General features: G+C 43.4%; 20 protein-coding genes. 13 read left to right on the forward strand and 7 right to left on the reverse strand.

All coding sequences use genetic code 11. The features are described 5' to 3' along the window. Nucleotides 1-53 precede the first annotated feature (53 nt). Nucleotides 54-1982: a retention module-containing protein gene (locus LGT40_RS12635; protein ID WP_226073075.1), complete on the forward strand. Its 1929-nt coding sequence runs from the start codon at nucleotides 54-56 to the stop codon at nucleotides 1980-1982. 70 nt (nucleotides 1983-2052) lie between these two features. Here the strand turns inward: LGT40_RS12635 and LGT40_RS12640 are convergent, their stop codons facing one another. From LGT40_RS12640 to LGT40_RS12675, 7 genes are read right to left on the reverse strand one after another with little or no spacing between them, the layout of a single operon-like run. After that, on the reverse strand, nucleotides 2053-2454 hold the full coding sequence (locus LGT40_RS12640; protein ID WP_285229311.1) for a type IV pilin protein: 402 nt from the start codon (nucleotides 2452-2454) through the stop codon (nucleotides 2053-2055). Between the two features lie 2 nt (nucleotides 2455-2456). Further along, nucleotides 2457-2765 (reverse strand): hypothetical protein, encoded by a 309-nt coding sequence (locus tag LGT40_RS12650; protein ID WP_226073076.1) that lies wholly within the window; start codon nucleotides 2763-2765, stop codon nucleotides 2457-2459. Between the two features lie 11 nt (nucleotides 2766-2776). Continuing rightward, on the reverse strand, nucleotides 2777-6409 hold the full coding sequence (locus LGT40_RS12655; RefSeq protein ID WP_226073078.1) for a pilus assembly protein: 3633 nt from the start codon (nucleotides 6407-6409) through the stop codon (nucleotides 2777-2779). A gap of 2 nt (nucleotides 6410-6411) precedes the next feature. Beyond that, nucleotides 6412-6978 carry a pilus assembly PilX family protein gene (locus tag LGT40_RS12660; RefSeq protein WP_226073080.1) on the reverse strand — a complete coding sequence of 189 codons (567 nt, stop codon included), beginning with the start codon at nucleotides 6976-6978 and terminating at the stop codon, nucleotides 6412-6414. Then, the gene (locus LGT40_RS12665; protein WP_226073082.1) at nucleotides 6978-7997 is read right to left on the reverse strand and encodes a PilW family protein; all 1020 of its coding nucleotides are present in this window, start codon (nucleotides 7995-7997) and stop codon (nucleotides 6978-6980) included. Before LGT40_RS12665 ends, LGT40_RS12660 begins: the two co-directional genes overlap by 1 nt. Next, a complete protein-coding gene (pilV, locus tag LGT40_RS12670) occupies nucleotides 7997-8455 on the reverse strand; it encodes a type IV pilus modification protein PilV (RefSeq protein WP_226073084.1) in 459 nt (152 codons plus the stop codon). Before pilV ends, LGT40_RS12665 begins: the two co-directional genes overlap by 1 nt. Further along, entirely contained in the window at nucleotides 8446-9003 is a 558-nt protein-coding gene (locus LGT40_RS12675; RefSeq protein WP_226073086.1) for a GspH/FimT family pseudopilin, read from the reverse strand. Before LGT40_RS12675 ends, pilV begins: the two co-directional genes overlap by 10 nt. A gap of 329 nt (nucleotides 9004-9332) precedes the next feature. Between LGT40_RS12675 and flgB the strand changes: the two genes are divergently transcribed. The 12 genes from flgB (at nucleotide 9333) to LGT40_RS12735 (ending at nucleotide 19815) form a co-directional block, all read left to right on the forward strand. After that, complete coding sequence (flgB, locus tag LGT40_RS12680; protein WP_226073088.1) at nucleotides 9333-9734, forward strand: flagellar basal body rod protein FlgB; 402 nt, start codon at nucleotides 9333-9335, stop codon at nucleotides 9732-9734. 6 nt (nucleotides 9735-9740) lie between these two features. Further along, complete coding sequence (gene flgC, locus LGT40_RS12685; RefSeq protein ID WP_226073090.1) at nucleotides 9741-10154, forward strand: flagellar basal body rod protein FlgC; 414 nt, start codon at nucleotides 9741-9743, stop codon at nucleotides 10152-10154. Nucleotides 10155-10171: 17 nt separating this feature from the next. After that, a complete protein-coding gene (locus LGT40_RS12690) occupies nucleotides 10172-10855 on the forward strand; it encodes a flagellar hook assembly protein FlgD (protein WP_226073092.1) in 684 nt (227 codons plus the stop codon). 13 nt (nucleotides 10856-10868) lie between these two features. Beyond that, nucleotides 10869-12152 (forward strand): flagellar hook protein FlgE, encoded by a 1284-nt coding sequence (flgE, locus tag LGT40_RS12695; RefSeq protein WP_226073094.1) that lies wholly within the window; start codon nucleotides 10869-10871, stop codon nucleotides 12150-12152. 45 nt (nucleotides 12153-12197) lie between these two features. After that, a complete protein-coding gene (gene flgF / locus LGT40_RS12700) occupies nucleotides 12198-12941 on the forward strand; it encodes a flagellar basal-body rod protein FlgF (protein WP_226073096.1) in 744 nt (247 codons plus the stop codon). A 33-nt stretch (nucleotides 12942-12974) separates the two neighbouring features. Then, complete coding sequence (gene flgG / locus LGT40_RS12705; protein ID WP_226073097.1) at nucleotides 12975-13760, forward strand: flagellar basal-body rod protein FlgG; 786 nt, start codon at nucleotides 12975-12977, stop codon at nucleotides 13758-13760. Nucleotides 13761-13909: 149 nt separating this feature from the next. Beyond that, nucleotides 13910-14617 carry a flagellar basal body L-ring protein FlgH gene (locus LGT40_RS12710; protein ID WP_226073099.1) on the forward strand — a complete coding sequence of 236 codons (708 nt, stop codon included), beginning with the start codon at nucleotides 13910-13912 and terminating at the stop codon, nucleotides 14615-14617. A gap of 12 nt (nucleotides 14618-14629) precedes the next feature. Beyond that, nucleotides 14630-15727, forward strand: coding sequence for a flagellar basal body P-ring protein FlgI (locus tag LGT40_RS12715; protein ID WP_226073101.1), 1098 nt, complete (start codon nucleotides 14630-14632; stop codon nucleotides 15725-15727). A gap of 17 nt (nucleotides 15728-15744) precedes the next feature. After that, a complete protein-coding gene (gene flgJ / locus LGT40_RS12720) occupies nucleotides 15745-16716 on the forward strand; it encodes a flagellar assembly peptidoglycan hydrolase FlgJ (protein WP_226073103.1) in 972 nt (323 codons plus the stop codon). Nucleotides 16717-16746: 30 nt separating this feature from the next. Beyond that, a complete protein-coding gene (gene flgK, locus LGT40_RS12725) occupies nucleotides 16747-18138 on the forward strand; it encodes a flagellar hook-associated protein FlgK (protein ID WP_226073105.1) in 1392 nt (463 codons plus the stop codon). Between the two features lie 10 nt (nucleotides 18139-18148). Continuing rightward, nucleotides 18149-19054, forward strand: a complete 906-nt coding sequence (gene flgL / locus LGT40_RS12730) for a flagellar hook-associated protein FlgL (protein ID WP_226073107.1) — start codon at nucleotides 18149-18151, stop codon at nucleotides 19052-19054. Between the two features lie 128 nt (nucleotides 19055-19182). Further along, nucleotides 19183-19815: a class I SAM-dependent methyltransferase gene (locus LGT40_RS12735; protein ID WP_226073109.1), complete on the forward strand. Its 633-nt coding sequence runs from the start codon at nucleotides 19183-19185 to the stop codon at nucleotides 19813-19815. The last annotated feature ends 4 nt before the right edge of the window (nucleotides 19816-19819 follow it).

Genomic DNA, 19819 nt, shown 5'->3' on the forward strand with positions numbered 1-19819 from the left:
GGTCGCATAAGTTGTGTTGACCTAAGGAAGCAGCATTTCATCGGAGAAGCATTATGGCTACAGAAGCCGGAATTATTTCAGCCTTAATTGGCACTGCAACTGCAACAGCAGTCGATGGGACTGTGAGAAATTTACAGGTCGGTGACAAAGTTTTTCCCAACGAGATCATCACTACAGGTCTTGCTGGCGCGATCGAAATAGAATTTCCTGATGGCAGTGTGATGGATTTGGGAAGAAATTCTCAGGCCGTATTAGACAGTGAGACATTCGATTTTGATGTTGCTGCGGCTGAGACGCCTGCCCCTGCCACAGATGTTGCCGATGATATCGATGCCATTCAACAAGCATTACTGGCTGGCGAAGATCCAACTCAAATCGCTGATCCAACTGCAGCTGGACCGGGTGCACAGCCAACCAGTGAAGGCGGAAGCGAAGCAGTTTTTGTGGATTATCTCGCTCCCCGAGTCACACCAGATGCGGGTTTTGAAACGACTGGCCCTGGCGTTGATTTTCTAGATCCACCACCGTTTGAGTTTTTGGTTGATGAGTCGGATGATTTGGATCCAGTAGATCCAGTAGATCCAGTAGATCCAGTAGATCCAACGAATGCTCCTACCTTATTAATGAGTGTCGGTAATGAGCAATCAATAGTCGGTGAAACAAACCTAATAAGGAATGGTAGTTTCGAAAATATTGGTGGACCTGAGGCTACACTTGAATCGAACCCAACAACTGGTAAAGATAACGCCACTACACAATTCTTAAAAATGGGAGAAAGTGCTCCAGACAGCCTATCTGGCACAAAATTCCTTCAAATGACTTCAATGGAAGGCTGGACGTTATCCGATGGTTCTGTAGCAATGGAACCACATGCTAAAGGTCATGCTGGTGTAGGTACCTCAGATGGCGAACATTATATGGATTTGGGCGCCAGTCCAGGCGAGATATCTATTCAACAACAAGTAACCGGTTTGGCAGATGGTGCAAGTTATCAATTAAGCATTGATTATTTAGACAAAGCGGCTAAACAAGAAGGTGGACTTGCAGGTCAAAGATCTGGTGTATTACAGATCATGTGGAATGGAGAAATAATTGCCACGATAGACGGCAATAACCGTACAGAATGGTTAACCACTACTCACGTATTAGTAGCAGGCTCTGGTGATGGAAGTAATACGCTTGTTTTAACTGAAGTAGGCGAAAATGCTGATAATTGGGGCATGGCTGTTGATAATATTCAGTTAGCACCAATTACATATCAATATGATTTATCCATTGCTGCTGGAATGCTGGAATCTAGTGCAAGTGACCAACTTGGGCCAGTGAGTTTATCGGCGAGCTCTTTACCAGAAGGTGTTTCAATAGTTGGGTTGATGCCTGACGACGATGGTTTTTATCAGTTTGATGCTTCTGATGAAGTAGTATTAACACTGCTTTCAGACAAACAACTTACTGCCGATCAAATCAATGAAATCAGTGGTTCAGTAACCTTGACTATGGATGATTCATCATCAAGTGTAACTGAAACAGCTTATGCGGAAATTACCGGCGCATCCACAGATGATGTATTAATAGGATCTGATGCAAATGAAATGATCATTGGTAATAATGGCGATGACATTCTTACAGGTGGTGCTGGTAAAGATATTTTTGTTTGGAATACTGGTGATGAAGGTGGCATTGGTACTCCTGCTATTGACATCGTGAATGACTTTAATATCGCTGATGGTGATGTTCTGGATTTCTCGGATATTCTTGTTGGTGAAGATTCGGGCAATTTAACGGACTTTATTTCGATAACTGAAGATGGTTCGGATATCGTGATTGAGCTTAAACCCGATGCAAGTGATGTGACACAAAAAGTAACGCTTCAAGGAACGTCATTAGCAGATTTGGGGCTGGGAGGATTTGATACCTCAACTCAGCAGGCGGAAATCATTAATAAGCTGGTGCAAGATGGCCATGTGAATGTAGATAGTTAAAACATAACCGTAAATATACAAAACAATAAACCCGCTTACAGCGGGTTTATTGTTTTTATTAGCAAAATTATTACCAACAATTTGCTCCATCTGCATTTCTTTGTCCCACTTCGTTGATACTCATCGTGCCACAAAGGTCACCGGTTTGAGCCCCTTTTGGGATGGCTCTTAATGTGTAAGAGCTTGCTCCTACATTTTGTAAGTCAAGGTCATAGAACTTGCTATTTCCTAGTTTTGGTGATTCATTAAAGGGTAATGTTTCAGTAGTGGTGCCCGCATAGGTAAATCTTTCAGTATAATAACGCTCCATATAGCTTGAAAGCTCAAGTAAATCAGCCTGAGCATTTGCTCTTCGTGTTTCTCTAATCTGCTCTTGGTAGGATGGATAGGCAATTGCTGCGATGATTGCAATAATGGCAACGGTAATCATCAACTCAACCAAAGTAAATCCACCGTGAAGCTTATTATTCATCGTTATTCCTCAACATCCTGTTCATCATTTCTGATAAGCCAGATATTCGATATTGTGTTTAATGCATCATCTGTTTCAGAAGTCATCTCATAACCAACAGATGAACCTTCTAGAATAACTTTTTCTTTTAATACTCCATTTTCATAATGATGAATTATTGTTTCACTGTTTACTAAAAAAGGCTGTCCATCAATTTCAATAGTAGAGGTATCATTGTATGGCGCGGTTACAGTGCCCCTATGCTGAAAAGGAGCAATAGCATAAACATAGCTACTGAGTAATATTAGAAAAATTAGTGATAAAAATTTCATAAATTTCACCTTTATCTAAAGATAAACTCCAATTGACGCCATGATTGTCTACCTTCAAAACCAGGCCCAGGATTTTCAACGGTCACTTCAATATTTCCTGATGAGCCACTGGTATATTTAAATTCTCGTTGACCACCAGTATCCGTCGCTATACTGGGAGTAGGAATAATCCCCACTCCAGATTGTTTTCCGCTTGTAGGAACATTCACATCATTAGTAGGGTCATCGTCATCACAGTTGGCCACACAAACGTAGTCATCAACTGAGAATACGCCTTCCCCTGTAATATCAAAGGGTGAATAGGATAAACGAGCTCCAGTTGCGAAATTAAGTTCCATAAGCCAACCAGAACCACCGAAGTCGCATGGATCATCTGAAGGAAGTAATGTTGTGAAAATAATACGTCCATTCCGAATTATCGCATTGCTTACCTGCCGTTCTCCAAGATTTTCTGTTGCATTTGGACTAATAAGATCGATATACCAACCCAAGTCATTAGTCCAGTTAATACTATTATCTGAAGTCACCCGATAACTGGTGCCATCCACAGTTACTTCGTCAGTGACACTTTGTTGGAGCAAATCGCTTCTGCTAAAGGCTGTTAATGATGATTGATTCTTATCCCAAACACCATAGAAGGATTGTGTGACTTGACCACTAATACTATTGTCATTTACTTCTAGATATTTACCGGTACCAAATAACACTAAAAATCCGTTTGAAGTAGGATGCCTGACAACTTGCGGGCGAGTTGTTATAGGCTGGATATTACTACTATCACAAGTCGCTCCAAAACAGGCTTTATAGAGGGGTTGAGGATTACCACCACTGCTATAAGCGACAGCCCAATTGTTAGTGTTTGTACTGGAAAGATCAAATTTCCACATATTGCCAAATAAATCACCGGCATATACAAAATCAACAATGAAGTCCCCATCACTGTCGATTGCCGCAGGTGATGCGAGGCCGTTCGGATTTTCAACTGTTCCAACTACTGTATCAATTTTTTTGATTAAAGAACCATCCGAAAGATCAACAATGTATAAGAATGCTCTCCCTGTTGTACTGTCGTTTGTATCATCCCCATCTAGGTTATTATCGACGATATTGTTATAGCCACCACTAAATATGGCTGCCCAAACCCCATTTTGCAGTCTAACAATGCTGGGTTGACCGTAGGTAAAACCTAAATCAGCATCATCTTCATCTGTAAACTCCCATAAAACTTTACTAGCAGCAGTACTTTCTGTAGTAAACGCACCTGGATCGGTCACATCCAAAGCGAAAACACCTTGTCCTCCGCCACCAAGCCCAGAAACAAGCACAGTTTTCCATTCACCATTGATAAATGCATCAACCACTGTAGGGCTGCCATCAACATAATTTTTATGGGTGTAATTGGGATTAGCCAAGTCAGGTAATTTACTGAATAAAATGTTCGGAATATATGCAAATAATTCTTGCCCATTATCGGCATTAAAGGCATGCAACATCCCGTCATTGGCTCCCACATAAACAACTGGTTGGCGATCCGTATTTGTTGTTCTGAAGGTTGAATAAGGACTTGCATTCTCCGGAGCATCAGTTCCCCAATTATCAGCATACCGTTGAACTGGTGCCGCAACATAAGCAGGAGCAGAGTTAATAATGTCGCCAAGCAAGTAATTACGATTTCTTAAATCACCACCATTACTTAGCTCATTACTTTTATTACCACGAAGATAACTCAAGATAGTTTCTGATATAAGTAATGCTTGTTGTTCGGCAGAAATATTAGCCCAACGGAATGGTTGTCCTTCATTCCCATCAAATGTCACAATTTTCCGATCATTTGCAGCTGGTATGAGATTTCTGGCATCCCATACGGGTGGAGTAGAAAGTTCTCCGAAATTATCATTTTCAGTATCGTTGATGATGGGGAATCCAAGCAGTTGTCCAGTCCAGTCCCCACTGTTAAATCGTGCCTGATACACAAGGCTTTCGCTAGAAATTGCCCCAGAATTTAATGCAACTGACGATGCTGAAGAGGTACGATCAGCGATATTAGACAAAATACGACTTAATTGTTCAGAAAATGTATCTGGATCGGAGGCACTAAAGAACCCCCCACGGCTATTAACCGCAGCATGTAAAAGATCATCTAATTTTGCTTCAGTACTACTAGTGGGCTCGGGCCAGGCAATTTCACTGCTGGTACTGATTGCATTAAAAGCTGTATCTGGGTCGATAGATCCAGATACGCCCAAGCCAACTCCAAATGTGACCATGTTCTGCCAAAATGATGGATCTAAGTTGGATGTCGGTACTTTATTATCTAAGTCAGTTCTTAAGTCGCGCTTCCAAAAATGCATAGCGACGTCAGCAAGAGTATTAGAGAAAGAATCATTGAATGGGGATACAGGGGAATATTGATAATCTTCATAATTTAGACCTGAAATTACCAAGCCGGCAGTATTATCTGTGTTACCAACTGTGTCAGATAAGGTTCCACTCCAGTAACCATCTGTCATCATAATTGCATAACTAGCCCTACATTGGAGATGAGATGTATTATCATTTTCCCCTGGTGTATTGCCCCATGGTCCACGGTTATCTGAACTACTAAAATAATTGCCCACATCGTAAAGAGCTTGTCTTAAAGGCGTTCCTGAATTCGGAATTGTTCTTTCATAAAGGTTGGTAAAAAAGCCAGCCCGGTCAATACCAGAAAACGGACGTACGCCAGTGACTACACTGCCACTACTTACTCCATCAATATTTATACTGCTATTATTAATGGTTGCATATCCAATACGCATTCCGGGACTTTGCTTAGCAAAAGCTCTTCCAATTCCAGCTCTGGCGGTTAATACTCTTGAGCGATAGTAGGTATACCAATTTGCAAAGTTTTGTATTTCTTGAGCATAAGTGCAAATTCCATCATTACATTCATTACGGTTTATGCGACCATGACCTGAGTATTCGTCTATGGTTGGTCTTATTTCAAATGGACCATCAAAGTTTGCTATAGCCCAACGATTACTAGTTTTATCTCCTGTAAACCAATAATACGTGGCAGGCCAAAATGTATTAGTTGAAAGGGTTTGATTTGAGCATTGACCTGAACTGGGACCCGTGCATTCACGCCAACTATCAAATTCGGAAGAGCCTGTACCAGTATCTGTTCGATTATTAGGTATAGTAAGATTTCTTGAACCTCGGGTAGTCCTAACCGGGTTATGATAAGCAGAACTTGGGTTTGCCGGTGGGAAAAGGCTTCCGTCCGCCTTAACCCATGGGGTATACGTGACGGATGGGTTGTAATAAAGAGAGTTTATCTGTGGAGAACGAGCTCTTCTTCCATGTACGCTAGAAGAAAGAATGGTTGCAATGTTACTATTATAATCGTTGGAGCCATAAACCTGAGCAGCACGAGGATAAACAAATTTTGTGTTAACGTTTAATGACGCAAAGCGAAATTCTTCATCTGGCATAACCTCATAATGCATTGATCCGGAATCATCGAGAATAAACATTATGTTGGGTTCAGCATTTCCACCTAGATATAATGGAGCATTACTCAAATTTAAGGGAGCCGAAAATACTATCGAGGGACTCAAGCTGGAAAGTAAAAGGAGGTACCATAAGTAAGCTAATTTGTTCATGATTAAAATCTCTTAGCCATTGTGCTTTGAAGCAGGATTCGTGAATTAGCACTTCCTCCTGTACCACGTGCAGTAATTCGGTAAAACACTTTACCTGTAGATGGACCACCACCTGTACCTACCAGTAAGTCATCATTTACAAATTGTTGATATTCAATAATGTATCGTGGATTAACAATGTTGGTCGTACCAGCAGTGGTTTCAAAAGTAATAGCATCTGCTACCTGAATTGCATTACTAGCCCACCAGGTTCCATTTCGTTCTTGCCACCAATTTTTAGCATTGGTAGCGTCAGGGTCCATAGCATCTCCAACCCAAACTACATTCGAACCATCTGTGGTCGCTTCTGGCTCTACTGATAAACTTGCAATCCAGGCTTCTCCTGTACGTAAAGCGGTTTCAGCGGCTTGAAAGGCAATTTCAAGATCCAATGTATTCCCCGCCATTTTTTCTTCCAAGCTACTTGTTCGTATTGCCGCCAACCCGAGTATCATCATTAATAGTAAGATCACCAGACTGACAATCAAAGCCGCACCATGTTGTTTATTTCTGTGGCTGATGTTTTGCATTAAGAAACCCTATTGCGAAGCGTAAAGGTTTTGGTATAAACAGAGCGAAGTCGACGATCGTTAGCTGTAACATTAGTATCATTAAATCGATAAGTTTGGGGCCCATCAGCAGTTAGGTTATCTTCAATGCTTCTTAGTAATAAACTAATTTTTACGCTCAGCACATCATTCCAATTACCCACAGCATCAGCAGGCTCGTAAGTAGTTACAACCCCATCACCAGTGGTATCGATCCCATATAAGATTTGCATATCTTCAATGCCTTCTACCAATTCCACAGTAGCGGTGCTCACAGCATTTCTTTGATATAAGGCAGGCATATTTCTTATATTATTTGAACTGATGAAATAACTGAGGGTAACAACAGGCACGACCCATCCACCTGTATAGTTTTTCCCTAACGCTTGAGTGATATTTCCGGGTGATCCAGTCCCAGTATTATGAGCAATTGAACCTGAGGTATCAGGATTATTTGATGTAACTTGAAACACGGCTGAGGTTAAACAATCCGTTGCCATAATAATATCGCCATTAGCAAGTCCATTCCCTGGATTAACTTGTATATTGGCTGAGCCGGGTGGTGTTCCTCCGGGATGAGCAGTAATTTTTATGCTTGAACCGGTTGTTTTTCTAACAGTTAATATATCGGTTCCAGAGTCAGATGAAATGTCATCATCTTTGGTGGGGGTCCATGCACTATCACCAGTAGCATCGTTACCTTCAACTGCTGTAGCAAAATCCCATATAAAAAGATTACTGTTGTTCAGTACATTATTGGTTTCGGCTCCGGCCCTACGTGAGGCACAACCATAATACCCGGCATCTCGAATATTCTGTCCCAGTATTGCCATGGCATAACGACCATTTTCCTGCATTCGTGCTTTGGCATCCTGAACACGGTAAACCTGACGGTTATTAACAAATAGTTCAATGACGCCAGCAACTAATATCAAACCCAATACAACAGCAACCATTAGTTCAACTAACGACAACCCTTGTTGTTTTTTATGGAAATACATTAGATTGCCCCGCTAATCGTAAATGTCGAGGTACTTCGGCTGTCATAATCATCACCGTCATTTTGGGTATCGATCCAACTGATGGTGACGTCACATATAAATTCAGTATTGATAGTGAATGCACCGCAGGTAATTTCACCATCTCCATTAGGAAGAAAAGTAGCAATATTATTGTGCCAATCTACAATATCTGCATCCGCAATTGAGTTTGTTGTTTCCGGTGGATCGGATTCAAGACTTATAGCGTAATTACCATCATGAGCAGCATCGCGATTGGCCCGCATTCTGTCCAACATATCTGAGGCTAGGAGTGCGGCTTGTGTACGAAACTCTGCAGTTTGATTGTGTTTTAGTGAGGTGATTTGCAGATGTGCCATTCCCAGTAAACCAATTGCTAACACAAAAACGGCTATCATCACTTCAAGCAGGGTAAAACCTCGTTGTTGGCTTAAGGACATGTTACATCCTCCGGATTAATCCTTGCTCTACCGCCAGAATTGATAATTATTTCTCGACGATTGGTGTCGGGGATACATAAAGTAAATGTGCCCGTAACAATTCCTCCACCGGCAGCCGTGATTTCACCAGAAGGTAGAAAAGTTAATCCAACCGCGTGGTTAGCCCCCGATCTGAGTGTAATATTATTACCCAATGCTTGCTGTTCCATTAACAAACAATCCTGCGCCTCCACACTACAATCTTTTTCATTCAAATCACCATCAAACACACCATCACCATCCCAATCGGTAAATATACGCCAGCCATCTTCCCATACACTGTTGATAGTGCTTAAACGATGCATACTGACTTGTACACCCCGATTAATGGATTCTGAACGGGCAGTTTGAAGTGATGCGAGAAAACTATTAGCTTGAGTAGCCGCACGATTTTCACGAATCATAGAATTAAAGCTCGGTGCAGCAATGGCAACTAGGATGATGACCACGACTAATGTGATCATTAATTCAATCAGGGTGAAACCAGAATTTGCCGCAAACTTTTTCACTTCTATGACGCTCCGTGTTGGTATTTGGTTTTAACGCTAAAAGTATTGTGGGTCAAGCACTTATGGTGCCCATTAACTATCTATTTATTAAATACGTGAGCCAGTTGGCAAATGTATCGTCAATGGCAGAAATTTCTTCAATCTAACCTTGGGCTGCAGACGAATTATAACAGTTGTAACGGGGGGGTAAGGCGAGTGGCAAGAGCTTGCCGCTTTAACGTTTTTGTATTGCCGCAACATAGTTAAGGTTTTGAATTTTAAAGAGATTAAATTGTGGCACACATGATGCTTAGCTGAGTGGAAGTAAATGTTTGTTGTGGAGAAACAGCATGCCGATAAATTTTGACTCTGCTCTTGGAATTCATGCCGATGCATTGCGAATTCGCACCCAGCGTGCAGAAATGTTGGCTACCAACCTGGTGAACGCCGATACCCCAAACTACAAAGCAAAGGATATGGATTTTCAAACAGCGCTGCAACTGGCGGCATCTGGGCAAAATTCTGCCGCTTTGAATACGACTCATCAACGGCATATTGCCGGTAATGGGGAAAACCCATTTGAAGCGGCTACCCAATACCGTACAACACTTCAAGATTCCTTAGATGGCAATACGGTAGATGAACAAGTTGAACAGGCACAGTTTATGCAGAATGCTGTTCAATACCAAGCAAGTCTGGAATTTTTGGGTTCACGCTTCCAGGGGCTGACCAAGGCAATCAAAGGAGAATAATCTGCCATGTCATTATTTAATATTTTCGATATTGCAGGCAGTGGAATGAGTGCTCAGTCTCTGCGGTTGAATACAACGGCGAGTAATTTAGCGAATGCTGACAGTGTAAGTAGCAGTGTCAATGAAACCTACCGTACACGTCAACCGATTTTTGCCACAGTTTTAGATGATGCACAAGAGGGTTATAAATCCGGAGCGGTGCAGGTGCTCGGTGTGACTGAAAGTCAGGCCCCTATCCGGCAGGAATATAACCCAGCCCATCCGATGGCGGATGAAAATGGTTACATTTACCACTCAAATGTAGATGCCATTGCAGAAATGGCAAATATGATGTCGGCTTCTCGTTCCTATCAGAACAATGTTGAGATTGCCAACACTTCCAAACAATTGCTGCTGCAGACATTGCAGCTTGGCAAATAGACCAGGGAGTCATTGAAATGGCAGTAAATGGTGTAAGCGACAATCCTTATGCGTTCCTCAACAGTAAAAATACAACAAGTGCGACTGAAGAGGAAAATGATCCCGGCTCACTGCAAATGAATGACTTTTTGTCATTGATGACCACGCAGTTGATGAATCAGGATCCCCTTAAGCCAATGGAGAATGGTGATTTTCTGGGACAAATAGCCTCTTTCAGCACGGTTACTGGCATCAGTGATTTGCAGGACTCATTCGCCAGCTTTGCGAATGTCATGCAATCCGATCAAGCATTACAAGGTTCGTCTTTGGTTGGGCGCTCAGTATTGGTTCCGTCTTCCATTGGAATGATGACAGCTGACTCGCCTATGCGGGGACAAATTAATGTGGCTGAGCCCGTCTCTAATCTGGAACTGAAAATTTATAGCAATACTGGTGAATTAGTCAGAACCATCCCTATGGGGGCCGCTTCTGGCTACACCAACTTTGAATGGGATGGGTTGAATAACGATGGGGAAGCAATGCCTGAAGGGGCCTATCAGTTTATGGCTACCGGCAATGTTGATGGACAGAACACCGCATTCGCCACGGCGGTAATAGCGAAAGTGGACAGTGTTTTGGTTGGCTCAAGCGGACAAGGACTGACCATGAATCTGGCCGGTATTGGTTCGGTGCCGTTTAGTGAAGTTCAAGAAATTATTTAAGGGGTAAATCCACATGTCATTTAATACTGCATTAACAGGCCTCAATGCCGCCACTGCTGACTTGAACGTGAAATCGAACAATATTGCTAACATTAATACCATTGGCTTTAAGGGTTCCCGGGCAGAGTTCGGTGATGTTTATGCCTTATCAACGTTTGGCAATAGCAACACCGCCATTGGTACAGGTGTTGTGCTCAATAATGTAGCCCAGCAGTTCAATCAGGGAAATCTGGAAGTCACTAATAACTCACTGGATTTGGCAATTAGTGGAAATGGACAAGGTTTCTATGCACTTTCACCAGCATTAGATTCTGAACAGGTTTTATACAGTCGCGCCGGAGCCTTTAATATTAATCGTGATGGTTATATTACGAATAGTTCCGGGCAATATTTATTGGGTTTTCCAGTAAATGATGATGGCAGTGTTTCATCAACTGCGTTAGGTGGAACTAATCCAATTAGGTTGCCGGTTGCTGCAGGTGTGCCGCAAGCAACGACTGAAGTGGATATTGCTGCAAATCTTCCTTCAACAGCGGTAGATATTGATCCAGTGGCAACACCAATTGATCCGACAGACCCAACGACCTATACCAATTCCACTTCGAGCAATATTTTTGATTCCTTGGGTAATGAAAGCACCCTGACCTATTACTATCAGAAAACCAACGTCCCGAATGAGTGGAATGTTCAGGTTTACATTAACGAACCAGCAGGAAGTCAAACCTTAGTGGAGTTTGGGGCAGGGCAAACTACCAAAACGCTTACTTTTGATCCTGCTTTAGGTGGTGCTTTAGATGCTGGTGTTACCCCAACAGAGACCTATACATTTTCGGGTTTAAGCAGTGGTGCAGTAGATTTGGAGTTTGAAATTAATTTTGCCGGGTCGACACAGAACTCCGCTGCTTTTACTGTTCTGGATACTGACCAAAATGGATTCCCGACAGGGCGGCTGACCGGGTTGGATATTGATGATACTGGCCTGGTACAAGCACAATACTCTAATGGTCAAACCACCAATGTAGCCAAAATTGTTTTAGCGGATTTTCCTAACCCTCAGGGCTTAAAACAGATAGGAAATACTGCCTGGGAAGCAACACTGGATTCAGGCGATGTACGGATTGGCGAAGCCGGAACCGGCAGTTTTGGGTTGATTCAGTCAGGGGCTTTGGAAACATCGAATGTCGATTTAACCAAAGAGCTGGTGGGATTGATTACCGCACAACGAAATTTTCAGGCCAACTCAAAAGCTATTGAAACCAACAATGCAATTACTCAAACCATTATTAACCTGCGTTAGTTTGGTCGTGATTAATGTTCGTTATAAAAAATTAAGGGGCTGACAATGGATCGCATGCTTTATATCTCAATGAATGCAGCACAGCAAACCATGCTGGCCCAGGCAACTAATGCGAATAATCTTGCCAACGTAAATACCACCGGTTTTCGCGCTGATTTGGAGCAGTTCAGATCGATGCCGGTGTTTGGTGAGGGTTTGCCAACGCGCGTTTATTCGATGACTGAGCGGCCTGCTACCGATTATCAGCAGGGGAGTGTGCAATCGACTGGTCGCGAATTGGACATTTCCGTCCAGGGTGAGGGCTTTATTGCGGTCATGGGAAAAGATGGTCGTGAAGGCTACACCCGTGCAGGGGATTTACATGTCACCGAGCTGGGACAGTTAGTCACTGGTACCGGTTTACCCGTGATGGGTGAGGGCGGCCCTATCGCTATTCCTCCAGCTGAGAAAATGGATATTGGCGCCGATGGCACCATTTCAATTCGTCCAATCGGAGGTGCTGAAAATGAATTAGCCGTGATTGACCGGATTAAACTGGTCAAACCGGATCTGCAAAATGTGTTCAAAGATAGCGACGGCCTCATGCGAATGGCTGATGGTACTGAAGCCCCATTAGATGCCACCGTTAAAGTTGCATCAGGAACCATCGAGAGCAGTAATGTCAATGCTGTCGGGGCTTTGGTGAATATGATCGAGTTGCAACGCAAATATGAGATGCAAGTCAAAATGATGAGTACTGCAGAAGAAAATAGCGCTGCTTCGGCACGCATGTTGCAGCTTAATGGGTAGTTATAGGCCAACAGTGTTTTTAGGAGAATATATATGAACCAGGCATTATGGATTGCTAAAACCGGGCTTGATGCTCAGCAAACAAGGATGTCGGTCATTTCAAACAATCTGGCCAACGTGAACACAACCGGCTTTAAGCAAGATAGAGCGGTGTTTGAAGACCTGTTGTATCAAACGATTCGTCAACCTGGTGCTCAAACCACGACCGATAATCAGCTGCCTTCAGGATTAATGATTGGTACGGGTGTGCGAACGGTGGCCACTGAAAAGCTGCATACTCAAGGCAATATTGTCCAAACTGATAATGCATTGGACGTGGCGATCGATGGTCGGGGATATTTCCAGATTTTGATGCCAGATGGTGATCTTGCATATACTCGGGATGGAACATTTCAAATTAATGCCGATGGCGACATGGTGATGTCAAATGGCTATCTTTTAGATCCGGGTATTAATATTCCAGAGGATGTGCAAAGTGTCACTATTGGTGTGGATGGTACCGTGAGCATTACCCAACCAGGAGACAACGAGCCCACCGTGATTGGTGAAATTGAGTTGGCAGATTTTGTCAATCCAGCAGGTTTACAGCCTGTTGGTGAAAATCTGTTTAAAGAAACAGGTGCCAGTGGTGTTCCTATTGTCGGCACGCCAACTCTGGATGGGCTAGGCCGAGTGATTGGGGGCGCATTGGAAACCTCAAACGTGAATGTAGTGACTGAGCTGATTAATATGATCGAGACCCAGCGTGCCTATGAGATGAATTCCAAAGCCATTTCTACAGCCGATCAAATGCTGCAGTACGCTAGTCAGAATCTATAATCATATTCACTGAACCCCGATAGCACGATCTATGTGCTTCGGGGTTTTTTTGTGCTTAAAGAACAGTCAGTATTTATTTACTCAAAATGTAATTCTGGCATGGACTCTGCAAGTTATATTTTGAACATCAGGTTGTCTCGGAGATTCATATGAAATTCATTAACCGACTCGTGGGGATAAGTTGCCTTGTTTTGCTTTCTGCCTGTGTCAGTAATGAAGTAAAACGTGATCCTGCTTATGCTGCTGTCCGTCCCGTTGCCACAGAACCGGTGGTGAATACCGATGGTGCCATTTTTGATACGCGCAGCAACATTGCATTGTACGAAGATTATAAAGCTCGTCGGGTTGGCGATATTTTGACAGTGCGCCTGGATGAACGAACGGATGCGGAAAAAGAAGCCACGACAACGATTGATAAAACCAACTCGAATAACATCAACAATCCGACGCTGTTTGGTACGACACCACAGTTCAGTTTGCCAGGATTTTTACCTTTGGCAGATACCGATAACAACAATTTAGCGTTTAGTGCCGGTTCTAACAGCAGCTTCGAAGGTGAAGGTGAAAGTGAACAGAATAATCGTTTAAGTGGGGATATCAGTGTATCTGTGGTGGAAGTGCTTTCTAATGGCAACATGATTATTCGGGGGGAAAAAGTTGTCACCATTAATCAGGGCAATGAGTACGTGCGTTTGACCGGCATGATTAGTCCCCGCGATATTGACTCGACCAATACTATTTCATCCATTCGTATTGCTGATGCACAAATTACCTACGTCGGTGACGGGCCCTCTAATGACTCTAATTCAATGGGCTGGTTAAGTCGCTTCTTTATCGGCGCGTTAATGCCTTTTTAAAGGGTTAAACAAATGAGAACATTATTGAATACCTTCTTTGCCGCTTTTTTGATGTTGATGATGTCGGTAGCTCAGGCAGAACGTATCAAAGATTTGGCCTCCATTGGCGGAGTGCGAAATAACCAGTTGGTGGGTTATGGTCTGGTGGTAGGGCTGAATGGTACGGGTGATAAAACCGCTTTTACCGGTCAGACGTTACGCAGTATGTTGCGTGAAATGGGCGTAACGTTGCCGGCAGGAGTAGACCCTAAAAGCAAAAATATAGCGGCAGTTTCTGTCCATGCCGATTTGCCGCCTTTTGCCAAGCCTGGTCAAACCATTGATATTACCGTGTCCTCCTTGGGTGACTCGAAAAGTCTACGAGGTGGCAGTTTGATTATGACGCCGCTCAAAGGGGCTGACGGTCAAATATATGCCATGGCACAAGGTAATCTGGTCGTGGGTGGGTTTGGTGCTGAAGCGGGAGATGGTTCACGGGTCACGGTCAATATTCCCAGTGCAGGACGTATACCCAATGGCGCGACAGTAGAACGTACTGTGCAAAATGCCCTAAATGTGGGTGATCATATTATTCTGAATTTACATCAGGCAGATTTCACCACAGCCAGTCGTTTGTCTGATGCGATTAATCAAACGCTGGGTCGTGGTACAGCCAGCTCCCTGGACGCCGCATCGGTGAGGGTTAATGCCCCAAGAGATCCCAACCAACGAATTCCATTTTTATCCTTAATAGAAAATCTGGAACTGAATCCGGGTGAGGCCGCAGCCAGAGTGGTTGTGAACTCTCGCAGTGGTACTGTGGTGATTGGACAGAATGTACGAGTCAGTCCTGCTGCGGTGACACATGGCAGTTTGTCGGTGACGATTTCAGCAAATCCTGAAGTGTCACAACCCAACGCATTATCTGCAGGTGAAACAGTTATTACGCCAAATTATGATATTGAAATATCAGAAGAAAATAGCCGCATGTTTGTGTTTAACCCTGGCGTGTCTTTGGATGAAATTGTGCGGGCAGTAAATCAGGTTGGCGCGGCTCCAGGAGATTTAGTTGCGATTCTGGAAGCCTTGAAACAAGCCGGAGCATTACGTGCAGAGCTGGTCATTATCTGAGTTTTAATGATTAATCCATGACTATTTCAACTGATATCCAACAAAATGCCGTCGACTTCCACGGTTTAAATCAACTGCGGCAATCGGCATTAAACTCTGATAATGATGATCAGACGTTGCAGCAGGTGGCGGCACAGTTTGAAGCGCTTTTTACCACGATGATGTTAAAAAGTATGCGCCAGGCCAGTTTAGCCGAAGGGATTTTTGATTCCAATCACAGCAAAACCTATCGAGAAATGGCAGACCAACAGTTGGCTATGGATTTGTCCAAGCGAGGCGGTTTAGGGCTGCAAGACGTTATTATTCGGCAGTTAGGGGGCGAAGTTCGATCCGATATTCCGGAGGGAGGAAAAACCTTTGGGGTTGATACCATTATCGTCAGACAAGACTTACGGCGAATAGTGAAAGAGCTGCATGAAAACACCGATACAATTGCTGACCAAAGTATTGATAGTGTTGAAAGTCGTCAATTAAATCCTTTACCGCAACGATTCCGCTCTCCAGAAGATTTTGTCGAGCAGCTCTGGCCACTGGCACAGAAAGCGGCGGATGCTTTGGGTACCACTGCAGACGTTATATTATCGCAGGCTGCGTTGGAGACGGGCTGGGGGCGCTATGTGCTTAAGGATGGCGAAGGACAGTCCAGTTTTAATTTGTTTAATATCAAAGCGGATAGTCGATGGGATGGTGATTTTGTTGCCAAAAACGCCCTTGAATATCGTGATGGCAAACCGGTGGCGGAACAGTCACGTTTTCGTTCCTATGATGATTATCAGCAATCATTTGATGACTATGTCAGCTTCCTGCAATCACAGCCTCGATATCAAGAAGCTCTCAGACATGTGGGACGGCCAGAAACCTTTGTCGAAAAATTACATGAAGCCGGCTATGCCACCGATCCACAATATGCCAACAAAATAAAACGCATTATGAATAGTGATACTCTGGCACAGAATTCGCATAAATATATTCAGAATCTGGGGTATTAACCCAGCGAGAGCTCGCAGAGGATTATCTAAATGAGCATGCTGAATATTGGTAGTTCCGCTTTATTAGCCGCACAAAACTCACTGGCAACCACCAGTCATAACATCAGTAACGTGAATACGGTAGGTTATTCGCGCCAAAGAACCGATCAAGGTACTCAACCAGCTAACTTTGAAGGTGGTTATTACATTGGTAATGGTGTGGGCATAACCGGTGTTGACCGTATCTTCAATCAGTTTCTGGTGAATCAGTTACGCACCTATACCTCAGCTGAGTCCCAGCAAGACGGTTTTTTGACATTTTCCAAACAAGTTGATGACTTATTAGGATCTTCCTCATTAAGTATTAGTGGGGGATTAGAAGCATTTTTCAACTCTGTTCAGGAAGTGGCCAATGACCCAACTTCCATTGCCGCACGGCAAGTGATGCTGACGCAAGGCGACTTGCTGGCCAATCGCTTCAATACCATGGATAGTCAACTACAAGAGTTAGATAAACAAATTGACAGTACCATCTCCGCATCAGTCAAAGATATTAATGTCTTGTCACAAGGTATTGTCGATTTAAACAAATCCATTTCAGAATCTTTAGCTGCGGGCTATCAACCTAATGATCTCCTGGATCAACGCGATAAACTGGTCAATGATTTATCCGAGTTGGTTTCAGTTAACGTGGTCGAGCAGGAGAATGGCGCAATAAATGTCTTTATCGGTAATGGACAAGGCCTTGTTGTGGGAAATAGTCGTGTGGAGCTATCAGCCATCGCCGACAATAGTACTAATCCACCTCGGACCGCTATCGGCTATGGATCTAACCAAATTAATATTACACAACAAATTAGCGGTGGCGAAATCGGCGGAGCGTTGCTGGCGCGCAGTGATATAGTCGATAGCACCCGGGCTGAACTCGACATATTGGCCGAGTCGATTGTTACTGCAGTGAATACCGCTCATGGAAATGGTATTGATCTCAATGGCAATGCTGGAACCGATTTCTTTGATGCAACGGGTATTACGGCTGCGACCATGTCAATGGCTATAACGGATACGCGGTTGATTGCCGCTTCATCCACTGCGGGTTCGGGTGTAGGTAATAATGAAAATGCACTGGCAATGGCTGCTTTGCAAACTGATAAGAGTACAGTCGTACTGGATCCTGGTCCGCCTGCGATTACACGTTCCTTTAATGATCAATACAGCTCAATTGTTTCACAAGTTGCTACAAGAACCAATCAAGCGACAGTGACGCAGGAAACGCAAGCAGGTTTGGTGAGTCAGATTCGTCAGCGGGCGGAGAGTGTGTCTGGAGTTAATCTGGATGAAGAAGCGGCTAATCTGATCAAGTTCCAGCAGGCTTATCAAGCGGCTTCACAAATTATTACGGTATCCAATACCGTATTTAATTCATTAATTAGCGCATTTTAGGAGATTTTCAATGCGTATCTCCACAAATAGCATTACTCAACAAGGCTTGGAGGCCATGTTGAGACAACAAAGTGAACTGGCCAAAACCCAGTTGCAGGTTTCTTCAGGTAAACGGATTCAAACGCCTTCTGATGATCCGATCGGCTCAGTCAAAATGCTTGATTTACAAAGACAAATTGGTTTGACACAACAGTATCAGGATAATGCCGATGTTGCGGATAATCGTCTGAGTACAACGGATGGAACATTAAAAAGTGCGGGTGACATCATGCAGCGTATACGTGAGCTTGCCGTACAAGCACTCAATGATACGAATAGTGATGAATCTCGTCAGGGTATTGCAGAAGAGATTACTGAGCTGAATGAAACCCTGGTCGCCTTAGCCAATACAACAGATTCTAATGGTGAATATCTGTTTTCCGGTTATCAATCTGATGTGCAACCATTCGATACGACGACCTATGCTTACAATGGTGATGGTGGACAACGGCAATTACGAGTAAGTGATGGTTATCTGGTGCCGATCAATGAACCTGGTAGCGATATCTTTGTTACCCAGACAGTTGCCGGGCCTAATCAGGCAATCTTTCAGACAATTGAAGATTTTACTGATGCGCTTTCAAATGGAACCATTGGAACCGCGCCAAATAATGGCGATTTTCTGGCAAATATGGACTATGCCATGGATGCTTCGTTGGATGCCCGCACTCGCATTGGTACCCGCCAAAATGCGGTAGAGCAGCAGCGGGAGATCAATGATAGTTCGACGTTTAGTATGACCACCACGCTTTCTCAAATTGAAGATCTGGACTATGCTGAGGCGATTACACAGTTAAACTTGAAATCAGTCGGCTTGCAGGCTGCGCAACAGGTTTATGTCAAAGTACAAGGTTTGTCCTTATTTAATTATTTGTAAGATCTTGCTGGTCGTAAAAATCTAAAGGATTATCAATGCAGCAAACTCACGCGTACTGCGTTGTCTGCGGGCAAAATATTGTGAAATTTGAACCCTATCGTGGAGGTTCAGCCAACCGACCATTTCTGATGCGCCTGTTAAAAGTTGTTGGCAGTAATACCGATCATTTTTTATGCCCATCATGTCGTAGCCACGATCGCGAAAGACACTTATTAATTTACCTCGCCTCGTTAAACTTACTTTCCATATTTAACCATGCAAAAATTTTGCATTTTGCCCCTGAAAAATGGGTGGCAAATGTTATTGAGCTTCAGGCACCAGAACAGTACATCAAAGCGGATTTGTTTCCACAAAGCGAAGATGTCCAGCAAATAGATATGCTGGCTATACCTTATCCAGATGAATATTTTTCGGTGATTATTGCAAATCATGTGCTTGAGCATGTTAACGATGATTTGTTGGCGTTGAGTGAAATTCGACGGGTACTTAAAAAGGGTGGGCTGGCTATTTTACAAACGCCATACAGCGAACAACTAGAAACGACTTTTGCAGATGATGGGATAAAAGGAGATTATCTTTGCCGTGAAGTCTATGGCCAGGAAGACCACGTACGCTTGTATGGGCGGGATATTTTTGATCGATTCTCAAGTGCAGGCTTCCAGTCACTGGTGGTTTCTCACCAACAAGTTTTATCTGATATTGCTCCTGAAGTTTATGGTGTCAATCAAGATGAGCCCCTTTTTCTTTTTGAAGCAATATAGGTCG

This window comes from Methylophaga pinxianii, assembly GCF_020447225.1.
Lineage (GTDB): Bacteria > Pseudomonadota > Gammaproteobacteria > Nitrosococcales > Methylophagaceae > Methylophaga > Methylophaga pinxianii.